Origin of the sequence: Chimaeribacter californicus (assembly GCF_002858675.1) — a bacterium.
Taxonomy (GTDB): Bacteria; Pseudomonadota; Gammaproteobacteria; order Enterobacterales; family Enterobacteriaceae; genus Chimaeribacter; species Chimaeribacter californicus.
The window spans coordinates 15,014-33,848 of record NZ_PJZF01000007.1 but is presented as its reverse complement, the minus strand read 5'-3'; the positions used below and the strand labels follow the sequence as shown (position 1 = coordinate 33,848).

General features: G+C 59.7%; 22 protein-coding genes. 12 read left to right on the top strand and 10 right to left on the bottom strand.

Annotation, left to right across the window (positions count from 1 at the left end):
* Window positions 1–134: 134 nt before the first annotated feature.
* The 7 genes from fliL to fliR are packed head-to-tail and all read left to right on the top strand — an operon-like array spanning window position 135 to window position 4,448.
* Complete coding sequence (gene fliL / locus CYR55_RS10005; protein ID WP_101816004.1) at window positions 135–614, top strand: flagellar basal body-associated protein FliL; 480 nt, start codon at window positions 135–137, stop codon at window positions 612–614.
* 6 nt (window positions 615–620) lie between these two features.
* Window positions 621–1,625 carry a flagellar motor switch protein FliM gene (gene fliM / locus CYR55_RS10000; protein ID WP_101816003.1) on the top strand — a complete coding sequence of 335 codons (1,005 nt, stop codon included), beginning with the start codon at window positions 621–623 and terminating at the stop codon, window positions 1,623–1,625.
* Window positions 1,618–2,037, top strand: coding sequence for a flagellar motor switch protein FliN (gene fliN / locus CYR55_RS09995; RefSeq protein ID WP_101816002.1), 420 nt, complete (start codon window positions 1,618–1,620; stop codon window positions 2,035–2,037). The genes fliM and fliN overlap by 8 nt, the downstream gene beginning before the upstream one ends.
* Before the next feature lie 56 nt (window positions 2,038–2,093).
* On the top strand, window positions 2,094–2,627 hold the full coding sequence (gene fliO, locus CYR55_RS24165) for a flagellar biosynthetic protein FliO (RefSeq protein ID WP_420912730.1): 534 nt from the start codon (window positions 2,094–2,096) through the stop codon (window positions 2,625–2,627).
* Window positions 2,628–2,641: 14 nt separating this feature from the next.
* Window positions 2,642–3,382: a flagellar type III secretion system pore protein FliP gene (gene fliP, locus CYR55_RS09985; protein ID WP_175580798.1), complete on the top strand. Its 741-nt coding sequence runs from the start codon at window positions 2,642–2,644 to the stop codon at window positions 3,380–3,382.
* A 12-nt stretch (window positions 3,383–3,394) separates the two neighbouring features.
* Window positions 3,395–3,664: a flagellar biosynthesis protein FliQ gene (fliQ, locus tag CYR55_RS09980; RefSeq protein WP_101815999.1), complete on the top strand. Its 270-nt coding sequence runs from the start codon at window positions 3,395–3,397 to the stop codon at window positions 3,662–3,664.
* 1 nt (window position 3,665) lies between these two features.
* Window positions 3,666–4,448 (top strand): flagellar biosynthetic protein FliR, encoded by a 783-nt coding sequence (fliR, locus tag CYR55_RS09975; protein WP_101815998.1) that lies wholly within the window; start codon window positions 3,666–3,668, stop codon window positions 4,446–4,448.
* 42 nt (window positions 4,449–4,490) lie between these two features.
* On the opposite strand, the gene CYR55_RS09970 is transcribed toward fliR, so the two are convergent.
* The 9 genes from CYR55_RS09970 to rimK form a co-directional block, all read right to left on the bottom strand.
* Window positions 4,491–5,060: a hypothetical protein gene (locus CYR55_RS09970; protein WP_101815997.1), complete on the bottom strand. Its 570-nt coding sequence runs from the start codon at window positions 5,058–5,060 to the stop codon at window positions 4,491–4,493.
* 232 nt (window positions 5,061–5,292) lie between these two features.
* Window positions 5,293–6,420, bottom strand: a complete 1,128-nt coding sequence (rlmC, locus tag CYR55_RS09965; protein WP_101815996.1) for a 23S rRNA (uracil(747)-C(5))-methyltransferase RlmC — start codon at window positions 6,418–6,420, stop codon at window positions 5,293–5,295.
* 96 nt (window positions 6,421–6,516) lie between these two features.
* Window positions 6,517–6,966, bottom strand: coding sequence for a YbjO family protein (locus CYR55_RS09960; protein ID WP_101815995.1), 450 nt, complete (start codon window positions 6,964–6,966; stop codon window positions 6,517–6,519).
* Between the two features lie 98 nt (window positions 6,967–7,064).
* Entirely contained in the window at window positions 7,065–7,910 is an 846-nt protein-coding gene (gene potI, locus CYR55_RS09955) for a putrescine ABC transporter permease PotI (protein ID WP_101815994.1), read from the bottom strand.
* A complete protein-coding gene (gene potH, locus CYR55_RS09950; RefSeq protein WP_101815993.1) occupies window positions 7,907–8,860 on the bottom strand; it encodes a putrescine ABC transporter permease PotH in 954 nt (317 codons plus the stop codon). The genes potI and potH overlap by 4 nt, the downstream gene beginning before the upstream one ends.
* 13 nt (window positions 8,861–8,873) lie before the next feature.
* Window positions 8,874–10,007: a putrescine ABC transporter ATP-binding subunit PotG gene (potG, locus tag CYR55_RS09945; protein WP_101815992.1), complete on the bottom strand. Its 1,134-nt coding sequence runs from the start codon at window positions 10,005–10,007 to the stop codon at window positions 8,874–8,876.
* A gap of 161 nt (window positions 10,008–10,168) precedes the next feature.
* Window positions 10,169–11,278 (bottom strand): spermidine/putrescine ABC transporter substrate-binding protein PotF, encoded by a 1,110-nt coding sequence (potF, locus tag CYR55_RS09940; RefSeq protein WP_101815991.1) that lies wholly within the window; start codon window positions 11,276–11,278, stop codon window positions 10,169–10,171.
* A 405-nt stretch (window positions 11,279–11,683) separates the two neighbouring features.
* A complete protein-coding gene (locus CYR55_RS09935) occupies window positions 11,684–12,163 on the bottom strand; it encodes a YbjN domain-containing protein (RefSeq protein WP_101815990.1) in 480 nt (159 codons plus the stop codon).
* Between the two features lie 106 nt (window positions 12,164–12,269).
* The gene (gene rimK, locus CYR55_RS09930; RefSeq protein ID WP_101815989.1) at window positions 12,270–13,172 is read right to left on the bottom strand and encodes a 30S ribosomal protein S6--L-glutamate ligase; all 903 of its coding nucleotides are present in this window, start codon (window positions 13,170–13,172) and stop codon (window positions 12,270–12,272) included.
* Between the two features lie 250 nt (window positions 13,173–13,422).
* Between rimK and CYR55_RS09925 the strand changes: the two genes are divergently transcribed.
* Window positions 13,423–13,686 carry a GrxA family glutaredoxin gene (locus CYR55_RS09925; RefSeq protein WP_101815988.1) on the top strand — a complete coding sequence of 88 codons (264 nt, stop codon included), beginning with the start codon at window positions 13,423–13,425 and terminating at the stop codon, window positions 13,684–13,686.
* Window positions 13,687–13,754: 68 nt separating this feature from the next.
* Here the strand turns inward: CYR55_RS09925 and ybjM are convergent, their stop codons facing one another.
* Window positions 13,755–14,135, bottom strand: a complete 381-nt coding sequence (ybjM, locus tag CYR55_RS09920; RefSeq protein ID WP_101815987.1) for an inner membrane protein YbjM — start codon at window positions 14,133–14,135, stop codon at window positions 13,755–13,757.
* 332 nt (window positions 14,136–14,467) lie between these two features.
* On the opposite strand from ybjM, the gene CYR55_RS09915 reads away from it, so the two are divergent.
* From CYR55_RS09915 to deoR, 4 genes are all read left to right on the top strand, one after another.
* Window positions 14,468–16,150 (top strand): aspartate:alanine antiporter, encoded by a 1,683-nt coding sequence (locus CYR55_RS09915; RefSeq protein WP_101816149.1) that lies wholly within the window; start codon window positions 14,468–14,470, stop codon window positions 16,148–16,150.
* Window positions 16,151–16,407: 257 nt separating this feature from the next.
* Entirely contained in the window at window positions 16,408–17,178 is a 771-nt protein-coding gene (locus CYR55_RS09910) for a phosphatase PAP2 family protein (RefSeq protein ID WP_101815986.1), read from the top strand.
* Window positions 17,178–17,783 carry an undecaprenyl-diphosphate phosphatase gene (gene ybjG, locus CYR55_RS09905; RefSeq protein WP_101815985.1) on the top strand — a complete coding sequence of 202 codons (606 nt, stop codon included), beginning with the start codon at window positions 17,178–17,180 and terminating at the stop codon, window positions 17,781–17,783. Before CYR55_RS09910 ends, ybjG begins: the two co-directional genes overlap by 1 nt.
* A gap of 120 nt (window positions 17,784–17,903) precedes the next feature.
* Window positions 17,904–18,668, top strand: a complete 765-nt coding sequence (deoR, locus tag CYR55_RS09900; protein ID WP_101815984.1) for a DNA-binding transcriptional repressor DeoR — start codon at window positions 17,904–17,906, stop codon at window positions 18,666–18,668.
* Window positions 18,669–18,835: the final 167 nt, after the last annotated feature.

The window sequence follows — 18,835 nt, the reverse complement described above, 5'->3', positions numbered from 1 at the left end:
AACGGATGAGGTAAGCCGGTTTTCCATGCCTATTCCACCTATTGTCCGGGCCGATAACCGCGATAATCATCGCAACATCTAGTCCGGCATGCATCGCGTGCCGGGCGCTAACGTTACAGGAAACTGACTTATCCATGTCTGAACAAGCCAACAAAGCCAAAGGTAAACGCTTCCCCTGGATGATCATTCTCATCGTGGTCGCCATTGCCGCCTGCGCGGCAGCGGGCTACAGTTGGTGGAGGATGCATAATCATACCGAGGGTACAGTCAGCGCGAAACCTCAGCCGCCTGCGCCTCCGGTGTTTATGCCGCTGGACACCTTTACCGTGAATCTCCAGACGCCAACCAACGACCCGGACCGTGTCCTTTATGTCGGGCTGACCCTGCGTCTGCCGGATGAAGAGACCCGCACCACCCTGACCGGCTACCTGCCGGAAGTGCGCAGCCGCCTGCTGTTGCTGCTGTCGCGTCAGACGCCGGCCCAGTTGGCGAGTGAAGCGGGCAAGCAACAACTTATCGGCCAGATCAAAGACGTGCTCCGCCCGTCCATGGTGCCTGGCCAGCCGGAACAAAAGGTGACAGATGTCCTGTTCACCGCCTTTATCTTACGGTGACCGGTTATGGGCGATAGCATCCTTTCCCAGGCCGAGATTGACGCACTGCTGAACGGTGACAGCAACAGTGATGAACCTGTTGCCGCCACCGGCAGTGAAAATGATGTCCGGCCGTATGACCCGACGACCCAGCGCCGCGTGGTGCGTGAACGCCTGCAGGCGCTGGAGATTATCAACGAGCGGTTTGCCCGGCACTTCCGGATGGGGCTGTTTAACCTGTTGCGACGCAGCCCGGACATCACGGTCGGCGGCATCAAGATTCAGCCTTACCATGAGTTTGCCCGCAACCTGCCGGTGCCGACCAACCTGAACCTGGTGCAGCTGAAGCCCTTGCGCGGCACCGCCCTGTTCGTGTTTGAGCCGAGCCTGGTCTTCATCGCCGTTGACAACCTGTTCGGCGGTGACGGCCGCTTCCCGACCAAGGTCGAGGGGCGTGAGTTTACCCACACGGAACAACGGGTAATCAAGCGGATGCTGCGGCTGGCGCTGGATGCCTACGGTGACGCCTGGAGCGCGATTTACAAGATTGACATCGAGTACGTGCGTGCCGAGATGCAGGTGAAGTTCACCAACATCACGACCTCGCCGAACGACATCGTGGTGACCACGCCGTTCCACGTCGAGATCGGTGCGCTGAGCGGGGATTTCAACATCTGTATCCCGTTCGCGATGATTGAACCGCTGCGCGAGCTGCTGACCAACCCGCCGCTCGAGAACTCCCGCCAGGAGGACAACAACTGGCGCGATACGCTGGTGCACCAGGTGCAGCACTCTGAGCTGGAGCTGGTGGCGAATTTCGCCGAGATCCCGCTGCGGTTGTCACAGATTATGAAATTACAACCGGGTGACGTGCTGCCGATTGAGAAAGCCGACCGCCTGATTGCCCATGTTGATGGTGTGCCGGTACTGACCAGTCAGTACGGTACGCTGAACGGTCAGTACGCGCTGCGCGTGGAACACCTGATTAACCCTATTTTGAATTCGCTGAATGAGGAACAGCCCAATGACTGACGCCAACCAGCCGACTGACGCAGGAACCGGATCCGTGGACGATTTATGGGCTGATGCGTTCAACGAACAGCAGCAGGCTGCCGAAAAACCGATCCCGACCACCGAAGGGGTGTTCAAATCCCTGGAGCCGCACGAGGGGCTGGGCAATTTGCAGGATATCGACATGATCCTCGATATCCCGGTCAAGCTCACGGTAGAACTCGGGCGCACCAAGATGACCATCAAAGAGCTGCTGCGCCTGTCGCAGGGTTCCGTGGTGGCGCTGGACGGCCTGGCGGGTGAGCCGCTGGACATCCTGATCAACGGTTACCTGATTGCCCAGGGTGAAGTGGTGGTGGTTGCCGACAAGTTCGGTGTCCGCATCACTGACATCATTACCCCCTCTGAACGCATGCGCCGCCTGAGCCGTTAATGACGACACTGACCAACCTGTACGCTGACCACCCTGCTGCCCCGGCTGATGCGCCGGTGGCGGCAGCCGCACCGGCAACGCCTGCTGCTGTTCCGGCGCAACCGGCAACGGCACAATCGGTTGCCACACCGCCGGTCGCCACACCACCGGTCGCTACACAGCCGGTTGCCACGCCACCGGCGGCGGCAACTGCCGCGGCACCGGCCCATGTGGCGGTGGTGCCGGCCGCCCCGGCGATCTCCACCGGGTCGCTGGTGACGCAGGTCGGTTCCGGGCTTGGCGGCATTCTGCTGCTGATCCTGCTGGCCGGCTGGGTGGTCAAACGTCTGGGCTTCGCCCCGCAGCGCCGTAACAGCGCGCTGCTGAAGGTGACGGCCAGTTGCCAGGTCGGCCAGCGTGAGCGGGTGGTGATCGTCGAGGTGGACAATACCTGGCTGGTGCTGGGTGTGACGCCGACCCAGATCACCCCGCTGCATACCCTGAGCGCACCGCCGGCGGAGCCGCCTGCAGCCGCAACCGCCACCCCGGCTGCGGCCCAGTTCCGCCAGTTACTGAACAATGTGCTTCACCGCCCGGATAAATCGGCATGACTGCTACCTCTTTCCTGCGCCGCACCCTGACCCTGGGGCTGCCGGCCCTGCTGTTGCTCGCGGCCCCGGCGGCCTTTGCCCAGGTGCCGGGGTTTGTCAGCCAGCCGCTGGCCAACGGCGGCCAGAGCTGGTCGCTGCCGGTACAGACGCTGGTGTTTATCACCACGCTGACGCTGCTGCCCGCCGGGCTGCTGATGATGACCAGTTTTACCCGCATCATCATTGTGCTTGGCCTGCTGCGCAACGCCCTCGGCACACCCTCTGCCCCGCCTAACCAGGTGATGCTGGGGCTGGCGCTGTTTCTGACCTTCTTTGTGATGGCCCCGGTGTTCGACAAGATCTACACCGACGCCTACCAGCCGTTCAGTGAAGACAAGATCAGCATGGAAACGGCGATGGAGCGCGGCACGGTGCCGTTGCGTGAATTTATGCTGCGCCAGACGCGCGAAACTGATCTCGCGCTCTATGCCCGGCTGGCGAACCTGCCGCCGTTGCAGGGGCCGGAAGCGGTACCGATGCGCATCCTGCTGCCCGCTTACGTCACCAGCGAGCTGAAAACCGCGTTCCAGATTGGGTTTACGGTGTTTATCCCGTTCCTGATTATTGACCTGGTGGTGGCCAGCGTGCTGATGGCGCTGGGGATGATGATGGTGCCGCCCGCCACCATCTCCCTGCCGTTCAAGCTGATGCTGTTTGTGCTGGTGGATGGCTGGCAGTTGCTGCTTGGCTCGCTGGCACAAAGTTTCTTCAGTTGACCCGGAGGCACCATGACCCCTGAATCGATTATGGCAATGGGCAGTGAGGCGATGAAAGTGGCCCTGCTGCTGGCCGCCCCGCTGTTGCTGGTCTCCCTGGTGACCGGCCTGGTGGTGAGCCTGTTGCAGGCCGCCACCCAGATCAACGAGATGACCCTCTCCTTTATCCCGAAAATCCTGGCGGTGGTCGGCACCATGGTGGTGGCCGGGCCGTGGATGCTGAATCTGTTGCTGGACTACATGCGCACGCTGTTCACCAGCCTGCCGACGATTATCGGCTGATATGCTGACGCTGGACACCACCCAGCTCGGCCACTGGCTGAGCCTCTATTTCTGGCCGTTGCTGCGTATTCTGGCCTTGCTGAGCAGCGCCCCGCTGTTTGGTGAGAAACAGATCCCGGCGCGCGTGAAACTGGGGCTGGGGCTGCTGATCACGGTGCTTATCGCCCCCGGCCTGCCGGCCAATGACACCCCGATTTTTTCCGGGGCCGCCGCCTGGCTGGCGATCCAGCAAATCATGATTGGCGTGGCACTGGGGCTGACGATGCAGATGGCATTCGGTGCGGTGCGGATGGCCGGTGAGATTATCGGTTTGCAGATGGGCCTGTCGTTCGCCACCTTCTTCGATCCTTCCAGCGGCCCCAACACGTCGGTGTTGACGCGCGTCATGAACCTGCTGGCGGTGCTGCTGTTTTTGAGTTTTAACGGCCACCTGTGGCTGATTTCCATGCTCGCAGACAGCTTCCACACTCTGCCGGTGCGCAGCAACCCGCTACAGGGCAACGGGTTTATGGCGCTGGCCCAGACCGGCAGCCTGATTTTCAGCAGCGGGCTGATGCTGGCGCTGCCGATTATCACCCTGCTGCTGACGCTGAACATGGCGCTCGGGCTGCTGAACAGGATGACGCCGCAACTCTCGGTGTTTGTGATCGGTTTCCCGATTACCATGACTATCGGGATGCTGACCCTGAGCATGATGATGCCGCTGATGGCCCCCTTCTGCGAACGCCTGTTCGGGGAGATTTTCGACCGGCTGGTGGTGATCCTCGGCGGCATGGTCGGCTGATAAGGCGGCCCTGAAGCCGGGCCGCTGACGCAATCCTGACGCTTATGGCCAGGTTTTAGTGCCCCAGGTCATATTTCCGCGGCGTTCTTCTACCTCTATCTCTTCCATAGATAACTTTATTAACGCCAGACATTCCGCACCCTTATCACCTATTTTTTCAAGGGACTGCCTAACCTGGTAATAATAGTTCAGGGTAGACTGGCGCGTATATTCCAGCGTCATCGGTACCCCACACACGATATCCGTACCAAAACGGCCTAACGCGTAGGCGCCCTTTTCTGCCCTGGTATCGAGACTTTTGACTACCCGCAGGGTGGCCAGCGGATCAGCGACCAACGCAAAACTTAACGCATTCATTACATCGCCGGTCTGTTTTTCATCCGCCTCTGCCCCGATTAACGGCACCAGGTTAAGCCATGTTTCCTCGCCGTGAGCAATACCTGCCGTTACGGTACGCCATTGTGCATCACTTTTTCTGAATACCTCCATCATCTTATCCGCCCCAAATTCACTGACGGCATAGGTGATATTCTCAGGCGTTACTGCTCCCCATGACATACCCGGATAGAAAGTCACCACCGGGCAGAAAATAAAGAGTGCAGGCCATTTCATCTGACCACCTCTAAATAGCCACCAATTGATGGCGTTATGCTTTTTCTTATCTGATACACCGGGATCGGCATCTTTCTCTCCTTGAGTTAACCCTAAAAAGCATGGGTGTTATACGCCGTTGCCAACCGGCGTTGCAGGGAGGGCGATCACCCTTTTGTGAGGGGCGGGGTTTTTCAGAGGTTTAGTAGAGACAGTGGCAGCGCCACGGCCGGGCGGCCGTGGCAGGGGAGAATCAGTGGCGGGCCAGCAGGGTCAGCACTTCGTAGTGCGCGGTGTGCGGGAACATGTCGAACAGCTGGATTTTTTCGCAGCGGTAGTCCGGCAGGTTGGCCAGATCGCGCGCCATGCTTTCGGCGTTGCAGCTGGAGTAGAGAATATAGGGCGGTGCCATGCGGCTCAGGTAGTCGCATAATTCGTTGCCGATGCCGCGCCGGGGCGGGTTCACCAGCACCAGATCGGGCACCTGCGCCTCATTGGTGGCGAAACCGGTGGAGTCCAGTGCCTGAAAGTTCACCTTCTCTAACCCAAGCTGATCAGCGGAACGGCGGGCGCAGGCGATCGCCTCGGCGCTGATCTCAATGCCGGTCAGCGCCATCTCCGGCGTGGCGCAGTGCAGGCCAAACCCACCCACGCCGCAGAACAGATCCCACATCGCATTGACCGGCAGCGCCCGCACCCAGTCGCGCGCCGTGGCGTACAGCGTGGCCGCCACCTGCGGGTTGGTCTGGAAAAAGCTGCGCGGGCGCAGGTAGAGCGGCACCTGGTTGAACTGCTCCGCCAGCATCTGATCGTCCGTCAGCATGATTTCGGTGTCGCCTTCCAGAATCGCCATATGCACCGGCTGGAGGTTCACCGAGATCACCCGCAGCTGCGGCAATTGCTGTTGCAGCCACGGTAGCGCAGCGCGCAATTGCGCCAGCTTGCTCTCTGAGCGCAGCACAAAACGCAGCATCAGCCCGCCGTCCAGCGTGCTCTCGGTCAGCAGGATGAACTTCAGCTCGCCGCGCTTGCGCGCCACGTTATAGGGCGTCAGCCCCGCGCGGGCAATAAAGGTTTTCAGGACGGCAAACACCGGCTCAAACGAGGCCGGGTATAACGGGCACGCGGTAAGATCCACCGGGGTGCCGTCGCGGTGCAGCATCCCGAGCAGCGGGCGCTCCACGCTGCCGCTGACCACCATTTTGGCTTTGTTGCGAAACGCCTGCTGCGGCCCAGTCACCGGCGGCAGCCACTGCCCCACCGGCCGCGCGGCCAGCAAGTGCTGTAACTGCTGCTGTTTCTGTTCCAGCTGCCGGGCATAAGGCAGGGCCAGCCACTGGCAGGATCGGCAGGTGCCGGCGTCATACTGTGCGCAATGCATAAGTTACCTGGTCGGGTGTCGCCCGGCAGCGGGCGCAAGAGGGGCGAAAATCAAGGGCGCAAAGTGTACTGTATGCGCCCGGTCAATGCCAGTGGGTCAGCGGCGGCGCGAGAAAAAGCGGCGGCTGGAGGGCGGCAGGAACAGTAACAGCAGCACCAGCGCATCGGGCAGTTTCTGCATCACCAGCGCATTGACCGCCTCGGCCGGGTCGGCGCTCTCAATGCGGAAGATCTTCGGCCCGAACCAGTCAAACGAGGCCAGCAGCATATAGCCCACCACCAGCAGCTGGCAGCCGAAATAGAGCCAGCGGCCCCAGTTGCGGGCGCGCATCACCGCATAGGCGCAGTGCGCCTCCACCAGAATAATCATCAGGCTGCAAAGCAGCAGCAACGTATTGAGCCAGTTTTCCGTGCTCGCACGGATAAAATCCCCCACGCCTGCCATGCCCAGCTCATCAAACAGCAGCAGAAAACCCAGCAGCCGGGTGGCGATAATCGCGCTTGCGCCAATCATTACGGGAACGGGAATAAATGCCAGACGACTCATTGATCTGAATGCTCTCCTGCCTGCCACATCATTGTGAAAAAAAGACGCCGCCTGAAGCGGCGGCGTCGGCAAGAAAAGCGTAACAGCTTTAGGATAAATCAGCCACGCGCCGCCCGTTGTAAATCGCGTACCCGCTGCTTTTCTGCGCGGGCCATGAACCACCAGGCAATCAGGCCAATCACCCCCACCACCAGCAGGATCAGTGACGCCAGCGCGTTGATCTCCGGGTTCACCCCCAGGCGCACGCTGGAGAACACCAGCATCGGCAGTGTGGTCGCCCCCGGCCCGGAAACAAAGCTGGCGATCACCAGGTCATCCAGCGACAGGGTAAAGGCCAGCAGCCAGCCGGAAATAATCGCCGGGGCGATCATCGGCACGGTGATCACGAAAAAGACTTTGAGCGGCGTCGCCCCCAGATCCATTGCCGCCTCTTCGATGGAGCGGTCCAGCTCCCGCAACCGGGAGCCGATCACCACCGCCACATAGGCGGTACAGAAGGTGACGTGCGCCAGGAAAATGGTGAACATGCCGCGCTCCTGTGGCCAGCCGATGGCGTGGCCAAGCGCCACGAACAGCAGCAGCAGCGACAGCCCGGTGATTACGTCCGGCATTACCAGCGGCGCAGTCAGCATAAAGGCAAAGCCGGTCGCGCCGCGGAAACGGCCGAAGCGCACCATCACCACCGCCGCCAGCGTGCCGAGGGCAACCGCCGCCGTGGCCGCGCAGGCGGCGATGGTCAGGCTGAGGCCCACGGCGCTCATCATCGCGGTGTCGTGGAACAGCTGCCCATACCAGCGCACCGACCAGCCGGCCCACACCGTCACCAGCTTCGAGCTATTGAACGAGTAGACCACCAGCATCAGCATCGGCGCATAGAGGAAGGTGAAGGCCAGCACCAGGATCAGGATGCGCCACGGTGAACGCACTACCGGTAAGTTACTCATTCCCCGTCTCCCAGGCTTTTGTTCTGATGTTTGTGGAACCAGAGGATCGGCACAATCAGCAGCAGCAACATCACAATCGCCACCGACGAGGCCACCGGCCAGTCGCGGTTATTGAAGAACTCCTGCCACAGTACGCGGCCAATCATGATGCTGTCCGGCCCGCCGAGCAGTTCCGGGATCACGTATTCCCCCACCGCCGGGATAAACACCAGCATTGAGCCGGCGATGATCCCGCCTTTGGTCAGCGGCACAATCACCCGGAAGAAGGTTTTCAGCGGCCGGGCGCCGAGATCCAGTGACGCCTCCACCAGCGAGTAGTCGATGCGTGACAGCGCGGTGTAGATCGGCAACACCATAAACGGCAGGTAGGAGTACACCACGCCGATATAGACCGCGAGGTTAGTGTGCAGGATCACCAGCGGCTGGTCGATCACCCCGGCCCACATCAGCACATTGTTCAGCACGCCGTTATTTTTCAGGATGCCCATCCAGGCGTAGACGCGGATCAAAAACGACGTCCATGACGGCAGGATCACCAGCAGCAGCAAAATGTTGCGGGTGGAGGGCTTACTGTGTGCCACCGCCCAGGCGAGCGGGTAGCCAATCACCAGACAGCAGAGGGTCGAGACCGCCGCCACGCGCAGCGACTGGAGGTAGGCGTCGATGTAGAGCGGATCGTCCGTCAGCGACAGGTAGTTATTGAGGTTCAGCGCAATGTTCAGCGTGCCGTCCGCCCAGCTCACCAGATCGGTATAGGGCGGGATGGCGCGCGCCATGTCAGCCAGGCTGATTTTGAACACAATCAGGAACGGCAACAGGAACAGCAGCAGCAGCCAGATAAACGGCAGCGCGATCACCAGCTTGCGGCCGTGGCGCATCTTCTGGCGGGCAAACCAGGTTTTCAGCGGCCGCGCCGGGGCGGCCGGGGGGCGTTCGGTTAACAGGGTCATGGCTCTCTCCTGATCAGGCCGTCAGCACAACACAGCTGTCCGCGTCCCAGCAGAGGCGCACTTCATCGCCCCAGGTGGGCATGCCTTTGCGGTAGCGGTGATCGTTTTGCAGCTGGGCGGTGATCATCTGGCCGCTGTGCAGCCGCACATGGTAAATCGACAGGTCACCCAGGTAGGCGATGTTCACCACCTCCCCCACTGCGAAGTTGCAGCCGTTGGCCGGCACCTCGTCACACAGGCCGATTTTCTCCGGGCGCAGCGCCACAAACACCGGCACGCCGTCCACCACCGAGGCATCCGGGTCCACCTGCAACGGGTGGATCAGGCCGGGGCTGGCGATCACCAGCGCATCATCACGCCGCTCCTGCAACACGCCCTCAAACACGTTGACCGAGCCGATGAACTCGGCGCTGAAGCGGGTGTTGGGGTGCTCGTAGATCTCCTCCGGCTCGCCAATCTGCACAAATTTGCCGCGGTTCATGATGGCGATCCGCCCGGCCATGGTCATCGCCTCTTCCTGGTCATGGGTGACCATCACGCAGGTCGCGCCGACGCGCTCCAGGATGTCCACCACTTCCAGCTGCATCCGGTCACGCAGTTTTTTGTCGAGCGCGCCCATCGGCTCGTCGAGCAGCAGCAGTTTCGGCCGTTTCGCCAGGCTGCGGGCCAGCGCGACACGCTGGCGCTGGCCGCCGGAGAGCTGGTGCGGCTTGCGTTTGGCGTACTCTTCCATGTGCACCAGCGTCAGCATTTCGGCCACGCGCGCTTTGATGTCGGCACCGGGCAGCTTGTCCTGCTTCAGGCCGAAGGCGATGTTCTGCTCCACCGTCATGTGCGGGAACAGCGCGTAAGACTGGAACATCATGTTGATTGGCCGCTGGTAGGGCGGCACATGCGACAAATCCTGGCCGTCCAGCACGATCTGGCCGTGGGTCGGCGCCTCAAAACCGGCCAGCATCCGCAGCAGCGTAGACTTGCCGCAACCGGATGCGCCAAGCAGGGCAAAAATCTCACCCTTGTAAATCGTCAGGCTGACATCATCCACGGCGATCTGGCCGTCGAACGATTTGGTCAGGTTACGGATCTCCAGCAGTGGGGTCACAACCTTCTGGGATTTGGGCTGAGGGCGGGGAATCGCGTCATTCACTCAGTGTGCTCTCCGGCAAAAGCGGGTCAATGCTGCATGCTGTGTATGCAGCGCTGTTTATTATCGCTGTCAATAATAAGAATAACAGGCGGTCGTGAAACCGCCTGTCGGATCAGGGTCGGGAGGCCAATGCCCCGGCACACGGGGCACGCGGGGGCGGTTTATTTACCGCTCTTGACCCGGGTCCAGGCGCGGGTACGTACGCGGTCAATCTTCGGTTCCTGCACCTTCAGGGTAAACATCTTGGCGCGCACGTCCGCCGGCGGGTAGATGCCGGGGTTGTTGCGCACGTCAGCGTTGACCAGCGGGGTGGCAGCCAGGTTGCCGCTGGCGTAGTAGACGGTGTTACTGATGTTGGCCATCACGTCCGGCTTCATCAGGTAGTTGAGGAACTGGTAGGCTTCCTCTTTATTTTTGGCGTCAGTCGGCATGGCGAAGACGTCAAAGAAGGCCAGCGCGCCCTCTTTCGGAATGCTGTACGCCACATTCACGCCGTTTTTCGCCTCTTTGGCCCGGTTGGCCGCCTGCATCACATCCCCTGCCCAGCCGACCGCGACGCAGATGTCGCCGTTCGCCAGATCGTTGATGTATTGCGAGGAGTGGAAGTAGCGGATATTCGGCCGCAGTTTCAGCAGCAGATCGGTGGCCGGGCCGCTGTAATCTGAGGCAGCGCTGCTGTTCGGGTCTTTGCCGAGGTAGTTGAGCACCGTGGCGAAAATCTCCTCCGGCGCGTCCAGGAAGGAGACGCCGCAGCCCTTCAGCTTCTCAAGGTTTTCCGGCTTCAGCACCAGATCCCAGCTGTTGACCGGCGCATCTTTGCCCAGCGCGGCTTTGACCTTATCGACGTTGTAGCCGATGCCGGTGGTGGCCCACAGGTACGGGATGGCGTATTTGTTGCCTGGGTCGTGCTTCGCCACCAGCTTCAGCAGTTCAGGGTCGAGGTTTTTGTAGTTCGGCAGCTTGCTCTTGTCGAGCGGCTGGAACACGCCCGCGCCCAGCTGGCGCTCCAGGAAACTGGCTGACGGCACTACCAGGTCAAAGCCGGTGCTGCCGGCCATGAGTTTGCCTTCCAGCACTTCGTTGGAGTCAAAGACGTCATACACCACCTTAATGCCGGTCTCTTTCTGGAAATTGGCTAAGGTGTCGGGCGCGATATAGTCAGACCAGTTGTACACATGCAGCGTCTTCTCTTCCGCCACAGCGGTAACGGAGGCCGCCATCAGCAGGCCGGCAACCAGGCCTGATAACCAGTTTTTACGCGGGATAACCATCCGTAACTCCTTCCAGAACAGGGTGAATCAACGAAATAAACGTGTATCTCACGGAGATACAACACCTTTCCTGACTTAGCGCCGTTGCCGCCCCTGCCCTTGCATAGCCATGCATGCGGCAGGGGGATGCCCATCACGGGATTAACCGCTTGGTTTTTCAGGGGTATCGCAGGCCCTACACAGAACCTGAAGCATAACCGCTGTTGCCGCAGCACACCATAGCCCAGCGTAAAAAACGCCTTTTATCGAATTTTTATGCATTTTTTGTCTATGTGATACGCCGGGTACGCGATAAACGGCGAGAAATATCTGGCAGTAAAGGGTAAAACGCAGAATAAACCAGTAAAAAAGCGGGGGGCGGGAAGATTTGCCGCCGCAGGAGCGGCAAAAGGGTGGCGGGCGGGATCAGTGCAGGCGGTGGAGGATCTCAACCGGCGGCGCGTTGTCATCCTCTTCGCCTAAAAACAGCAGGTCATTGGCACGGGCTTCCAGGATGATCATGGAGATCTGCTCTTCGCTCTGCTGCATAAAGCTGCTGAACTGCTCCAGCGTCACGCCCACCATCACGCTCAGCGACTGGCACACAATCAACTTCGGCAGGTTGTCATCCTGAATATCAATAAATGCCTTGGCTGACAGCGAGCTGGCGTTAATCTGGCTCAGGTCAGCGAACAGAGGGATCAGTGCGGTCGGCTTCACTTCTGCCAACGCTGAGAACAAAATCACGTTATCCACCAAATCGATCTTGGCATCGAAAACGCCATCAAAATTCTGCATATGCGGCAGATGGAGAGCCTGACAGGAATCGCACTCAAAGAACGATATCCCCAATTGATCCAGCCAGCGGCGCAGTTGCGCCAGATCGGGGATGGTGAGTGAATCCATAATTAGTCTGCCTCACGGGTTACGGAGATGGGAAAAGGGGCATAGCTTACGGAATAATCCGCCGCAACGCTATGCACAATCACATCGCGGACAATGGGTTTCAGATTTAACCGCCGGTTTTCAGCCGGTGGCCGCGCCGGGTGCGCTGCTCAATCCGGGCGATCATCATGCCGGCGATGTCGAGGCCGGTGGTGGCCTCAATGCCTTCCAGCCCCGGCGAGGCGTTCACCTCTATCACCAGCGGGCCGCGCTCCGCCCGCAGGATGTCTACCCCGGCCACCTCCAGCCCCAGCGTGGCGGCGGCTTTCACCGCCATCGTGCGCTCTGCGGCGCTGAGGGTGACCGGGCTTGCGGTACCGCCGCGGTGCAGGTTAGAGCGGAAATCACCGGGCCGCGCCTGCCGTGCCATCGCGGCCACCACCTTGCGGCCAATCACCAGGCAGCGGATGTCACACCCCTGCGCCTCCCGGATATACTCCTGCACCAGAACCGGCACATTCAGGCCACGAAAGGCCTCAATCATGCTTTGCGCCGCCTGCCGGGTGTCGGCCAGCACCACGCCGATCCCCTGAGAGCCCTCCACCAATTTAACCACCAGCGGCGCCCCGCCGACTAACGCGATCAAGTCATCGGTATCGTCCGGTGAATGGGCAAAACCGGTAACCGGCAGCCCGATGCCCTGCCGGGCCAGCAGCTGCAAAGTATGCAGTTTGTCCCGTGCGCGGGCTATCGCCGCGGCGGTGTTAAGCGCAAAGGTGCCCAGCATTTCAAACTGGCGCAGCACCGTCAGACCATAGGGGGTGATGGCCGGGCCGACCCGCGGGATAACCGCCTGGTAGCCGCTGAGCGCCCGCCCCTGATAAAGCAGGCCCGGCGCGGCCGGGTTGATATTGAGAGTGCATGACAGCGGGTCAATAATCTCCGCCTCATGCCCGCGGCTCACGGCCGCATCGTGCAGGCGACGGCTGGAATAGAGCGTGGCATCGCGGGAGAGAATGGCAATTTTCACAACAGGCTCCCTGTAGGCACCGGCCCCGCCGTTGCCGCGTCCGATAGGCAGAATTAATCAGATTAACAGGTAATTCCTGCTTTTGTTTCGGGCGCGCGACCGGCATAGTAGCGCCAACAACAAAATGTCATGCGTCGGGTAACACTTTTTATGCAACGCCACCCTGTTTCATTTTCAGGCTGCGCAGCCCGGCACATGAGTGATGGTTTATTCTCAAGTCCTTTACAGGCACGTTAACCAAGGAGTTTCCATGTTTGCAGTTATTTTTGGGCGTCCGGGCTGTCCGTATTGTGTCCGTGCTAAAGAGCTGGCTGAAAAACTCACCGAAGAACGTGATGATTTCAACTTCCGCTATATCGACATCCACGCGGAAGGCATTACCAAAGCCGACCTGGAGAAGACCGTGGGCAAACCGGTTGAAACCGTGCCGCAGATCTTCCTTGATCAGAAACACATCGGCGGCTGCACAGACTTCGAAGCTTACGCGAAAGAGAACCTGGCCCTGTTCCAGTAATCGTTCCCCGGCTTTTATGCAGCAAAAAGGCGCTCACTGAGCGCCTTTTTTCATGGCTTTTTCCCGCCTCAGCGCGCCCTGCGGCGATGCCAGTGCTGCCACAGACCCTGTATCAGCATAAAAATCAGGGCCCCCAGCACACACCAGAAAATGGCGCTGGCCGCGTAGGCCATCTCCTGCCACAGCGGGCGTACCCTGACAAAATAGAGCACCCGGATCAGGTAGCAGAGCGGAATCGCCAGCACGGCACCAAAAAAGGCGGCAAACAGGCCGCTCTGCTTCACCAGCGACGTCGTCACCATGCCCGGTAACATAAACAACAGCAAGCCATACTCCGGGCCGGGCGCGAAATTGCGCACCACAATCAGCTCTGTTTTCAACATGATGAAAATGGTCAGAAACAGCAGGCAGCAGAGTGCTGTGCCATATTTGCCCTGGACATGCGTCATACTGCATCCTCCATAAATGACCTGAACTTCCGCCGGTGGTGCCCGTGCTGCCGTGATGGGCCTCTCCTGCCGGCATGAAGTGCGTAGTGAACTTTCCCTGTATGAATGACGTGGCGATGCCACAAGATAAAACCGCTGAAGGGCCGGTTTTTACCGGCTTTTATCTGGCTGAAAGGCGGGCTTAACGCTAAAATGTCGCGCATCATCGCGTTCTCATGGAAGGAAAACATCCCCTGACGCTTTTGCTGCCCGCTTCAAATATAATGCTGCTGAATTTATATCGATAACCCACTCATATCAAGAATTTGTTGGTAAACAATAAGTTAACCCACGTGAACATAAACGTCTCTAATTTGTTAAACGGGAATTATGTCCTGTTACTCTTTGTGGTTCTTGCGCTCGGTTTATGTCTGGGCAAGCTGCGGCTTGGTTCGGTACAGCTGGGAAATTCCATCGGCGTATTAGTGGTTTCCCTGATCCTGGGGCAGCAGCATTTCGCCATCAATACCGAAGCGCTGAGCCTCGGCTTTATGCTGTTTATTTTTTGTGTTGGGGTGGAAGCCGGGCCGAACTTTTTCTCGATCTTTTTCCGCGATGGTAAAAATTATTTAATGCTGGCGCTGGTGATGGTGTTCAGCGCGATGCTGATCGCCTTAGGGCTGGGGCGGCTGTTTGGCTGGGACATCGGCCTGACGGCGGGGATGCTGGCCGGCTCCATGACCTCAACCCCGGTGCTGGTGGGCGCAGGCGATACCCTGCGCAACACGCTCGGCAGCGGCCCGCAGCTGGCCGTGGCGCAAAATAACCTCAGCCTCGGCTACGCCCTGACGTACCTGATCGGGCTGGTGAGCCTGATCTTCGGCGCACGCTACCTGCCGAAACTCCAGCATCAGGACCTGCCCACCAGCGCCCAGCAGATCGCCCGCGAACGCGGGCTGGACACTGACAGCCAGCGTAAGGTCTACCTGCCGGTGATCCGCGCTTACCGCGTCGGCCAGGAGCTGGTGGCCTGGGCGGACGGCAAAAACCTGCGTGAGCTGGGCATTTACCGCCAGACCGGCTGTTACATTGAACGCATCCGCCGCAACGGCATTCTGGCCACGCCGGACGGTGACGCCGTATTGCAGGTGGGCGACGAGATTGCGCTGGTGGGCTACCCGGACGCCCACGCACGCCTCGACCCGAGCTTCCGTAACGGCAAAGAGGTGTTTGACCGTGACCTGCTCGACATGCGCATCGTGACGGAAGAGATCGTGGTGAAGAACAATAATGCGGTGGGCAAGCGGCTGAGCCAGATCCAGCTCACCGACCACGGCTGTTTCCTTAACCGGGTGATCCGTAGCCAGATTGAGATGCCGATTGATGACAGCACGGTGCTGAACAAAGGCGACGTGTTGCAGGTCAGCGGCGACGCGCGCCGGGTGAAAAGCGTGGCGGAACGGATTGGCTTTATCTCGATTCACAGCCAGGTGACCGATCTGCTGGCGTTCTGCGCTTTCTTTATCATCGGCCTGATGATCGGCATGATCACCTTCCAGTTTAAAAACTTCTCTTTCGGCATCGGCAATGCGGCCGGGCTGCTGTTTGCCGGCATTCTGCTGGGCTTTTTGCGCGCCAACCACCCGACGTTCGGCTATATCCCGCAAGGGGCGCTGAACATGGTGAAAGAGTTCGGCCTGATGGTGTTTATGGCCGGTGTGGGCCTCAGCGCCGGCAGCGGCATTACCCATGGTCTGGGCATGGTCGGCGGCCAGATGCTGCTGGCCGGGCTGGTGGTGAGCCTGGTACCGGTGGTGTTGTGCTTTCTGTTCGGCGCGTATGTGCTGCGCATGAACCGTGCGCTGCTGTTCGGCGCGCTGATGGGTGCGCGCACCTGCGCCCCGGCCATGGAGATCATCAGCGACACCGCGCGCAGTAATATCCCGGCGCTGGGCTATGCGGGCACCTATGCCATCGCCAACGTGCTGCTGACGCTGGCCGGTACGCTGATTGTGATTATCTGGCCCGGCACCTGATGTAATACCCTGATGAATAAACAGCTTTTAAAATTGCAATATTTTTTTTAAAAAATAACGGCACCCTGAGAACTTATTTCAGGCCATACAGTCTGACTTAATGCCACTGCTTTTCTTTGATGTCCCCACTTTGGAGAGCCCGATAGTCCCGCCTGATTACAGGTTCAAGACTACCGGGTTTTTTCTTGCCTGCCGTTTGCTGTCGCCCCGCTTAAGGTTCTCTTAAGCCAATTTGGTTACCGTCTGATGACACATTAATGTCACCGGATGTTGTCGTGAAATTTTCCCTGCCCCGTGCTGCTGACCTCAATCGTGCCTCAACAGCCCCTGCGATTAAGATTTTCCCGCTTTACTCCCTCAGCCGCCGCTTTTACTGTTCACAGGTTTTTGGCCTGTTGATCAGTGGGTTGCTGTTTTTCTGGCTGTCACGCCATGAACAGTTTGACCTGAGCCTCAGCCAGCCGTGGTTTGACCCGCTCAGCGGCCATTTTCCGTTGCAGGAGAACTACTGGCTGAATCTGATAAACCACCGGTTACTGAAGCAGGCGATCATTGCCGGTGCGGTGTGCGGCCTGCTGTGGGGTGTAATACGGCGTGAACCGCGGGTGGTGCTGGTGATGTTGCTGTTTGCGGTGGGGCCGCTGGTGGTCGGGGTGCTCAAAGCCACCAGCGCCCACTCCTGCCCCTGGGATTTACAGGCCTTTGGCGGGCAGGCACAGGGTTACCCCCTGCTGGGTGCGGTGCCGCTGAATGCCGGGCCGGGGCGCTGTTTCCCCGGCGGCCACGCCTCCAGCGGGTTTTGCGTGATGGCACTGTTTTTCCTGTTTTACCCGCAGCGGCGGCAGCTCGCCTGGGCCTGCTGGCTGGCGGGCATCGTGCTGGGGCTGGTGATGGGCTACGGACAAGTGATGCGCGGGGCGCATTTTTTCACCCATAACCTGTGGGCCGGGTGGTGGGTGTGGGTTGGCCAATTGGCTGTGTTTGGGTGGAGCGACAGTTACCGCCGATATCGAGTAAGGAAAACCTGATGGAACAACTTAACCACCAGCTGTTCAGCTGGATTAACGCCACGCCGGACTCCCCGGCCTGGTTGCTGGCGTTTGCCACCTTTCTGGCCCGCGATCTGATCGCCATTGTGCCGCTGCTGATTGTCGGCCTGTGGCTCTGGGGGCGGCCGGACACTATCGACCAGCAGCGGGAACTGGCCTGCAAGGCGCTGATTGCGCTCTGTTTTGCCATGGCATCCACCACCAGCATCTCGATGCTGTTTCCCCATGCGCGCCCGTTCGTTGAAGGGTTTGGCTACACCTTCCTGCACCACGCGCCGGATGACTCTTTCCCCAGCGACCACGGCACCGCCATTTTCACCTTTGCCCTGGCGTTCCTCTGCTGGCACCGCGTCTGGTCCGGTCTGGTGCTGATGGTGATCGCCACCGGGATTGCCTGGTCGCGCGTCTACCTGGGGGTTCACTGGCCGCTGGACATGGTGGGCGGTTTCCTGGTGGGCGGCGTCGGCTGTTTGTTTGCACAGCTGGTCTGGAATCTCTTCGGCCCTTTCCTCTCCCCCCAGTTGGCGCGCCTCTACCGTTTCTGCTTTGCGGTGCCGATCCGCAAAGGCTGGACGCGGCATTGAGTGCCTGACGCTCCGGATCGCACAAAAGGCCTGTTCGCAGGTCTTTTTTCTGCGTACCCCCTCACGTTTTTTTTCATCAGAGGCTAGTATGGAAGCCTTGCAACAGACTTGAGGTCAGGAATGGAAACACGACGCGAAGAACGGATACAACGGCTGGTTCAGGCCCTGAAGCGGGCCGATAAAATTCACCTGAAAGAGGCGGCCATGCTGCTCGGCGTCTCTGAGATGACCATCCGGCGCGATCTCAGCGCCCAGCCTGCCAGCGTGGTGCTGTTGGGGGGCTATGTGGTGATCGACCCGAAAACCAACAACGTCACCAACTATTTTGTCTCTGACCAGCAGGCCCGGCAGGTGGAGGAGAAGCGCCGCGTCGGCGCGCTGGCCGCACAACGCGTCAGCGCCAATGACACGCTGTTTTTTGATTGCGGCACCACCATTCCCTATATCATCGATGCCATTGATGAAGACCTGCCCTTTACCGCGGTCTGTTATTCGCTCAATACCTTTCTGGCATTGCAGGATAAACCGCTGTGCAAAGTGGTGTTATGCGGGGGCGAATTCCGGCCGGACAGCTACATTTTCACCCCGCTGGCGGGCCATAACCTGCTGGACAACATCTGCCCCAACAAGGCGTTTATCTCCGCCGCCGGCATCCACCTGGAGCACGGGGCCAGCTGCTTTAATTTTGACGAAATTGAGATGAAACACCGCGCCCTGAGCGGGGCCGGCCAGCGCATCCTGGTGTGTGACCACACCAAGTTCGGCCAGGTCAAACCCGCCCGCATCGGCGACCTGACGCTGTTTGACACCATCATTACCAACCGCCCGCCCGACGCAGCGTTTTTACGCTATTTCCACACGCAAAAGATCACCCTGCTGAGCTGAGCCCCCCTTTTTTACCAGGCTGCTTAAAATCGCGGCAAACACGCTCAGGTAGCCTGGCCCGCGGTAGCAAACGATTGCGTTGTTCGCTATGCTGCTGCCCGATACCGTGGCAGCCGCTTATTTTGTTCAAAAAGCAGTCTGGCAGCACAATATTTCACCAAAGCAAG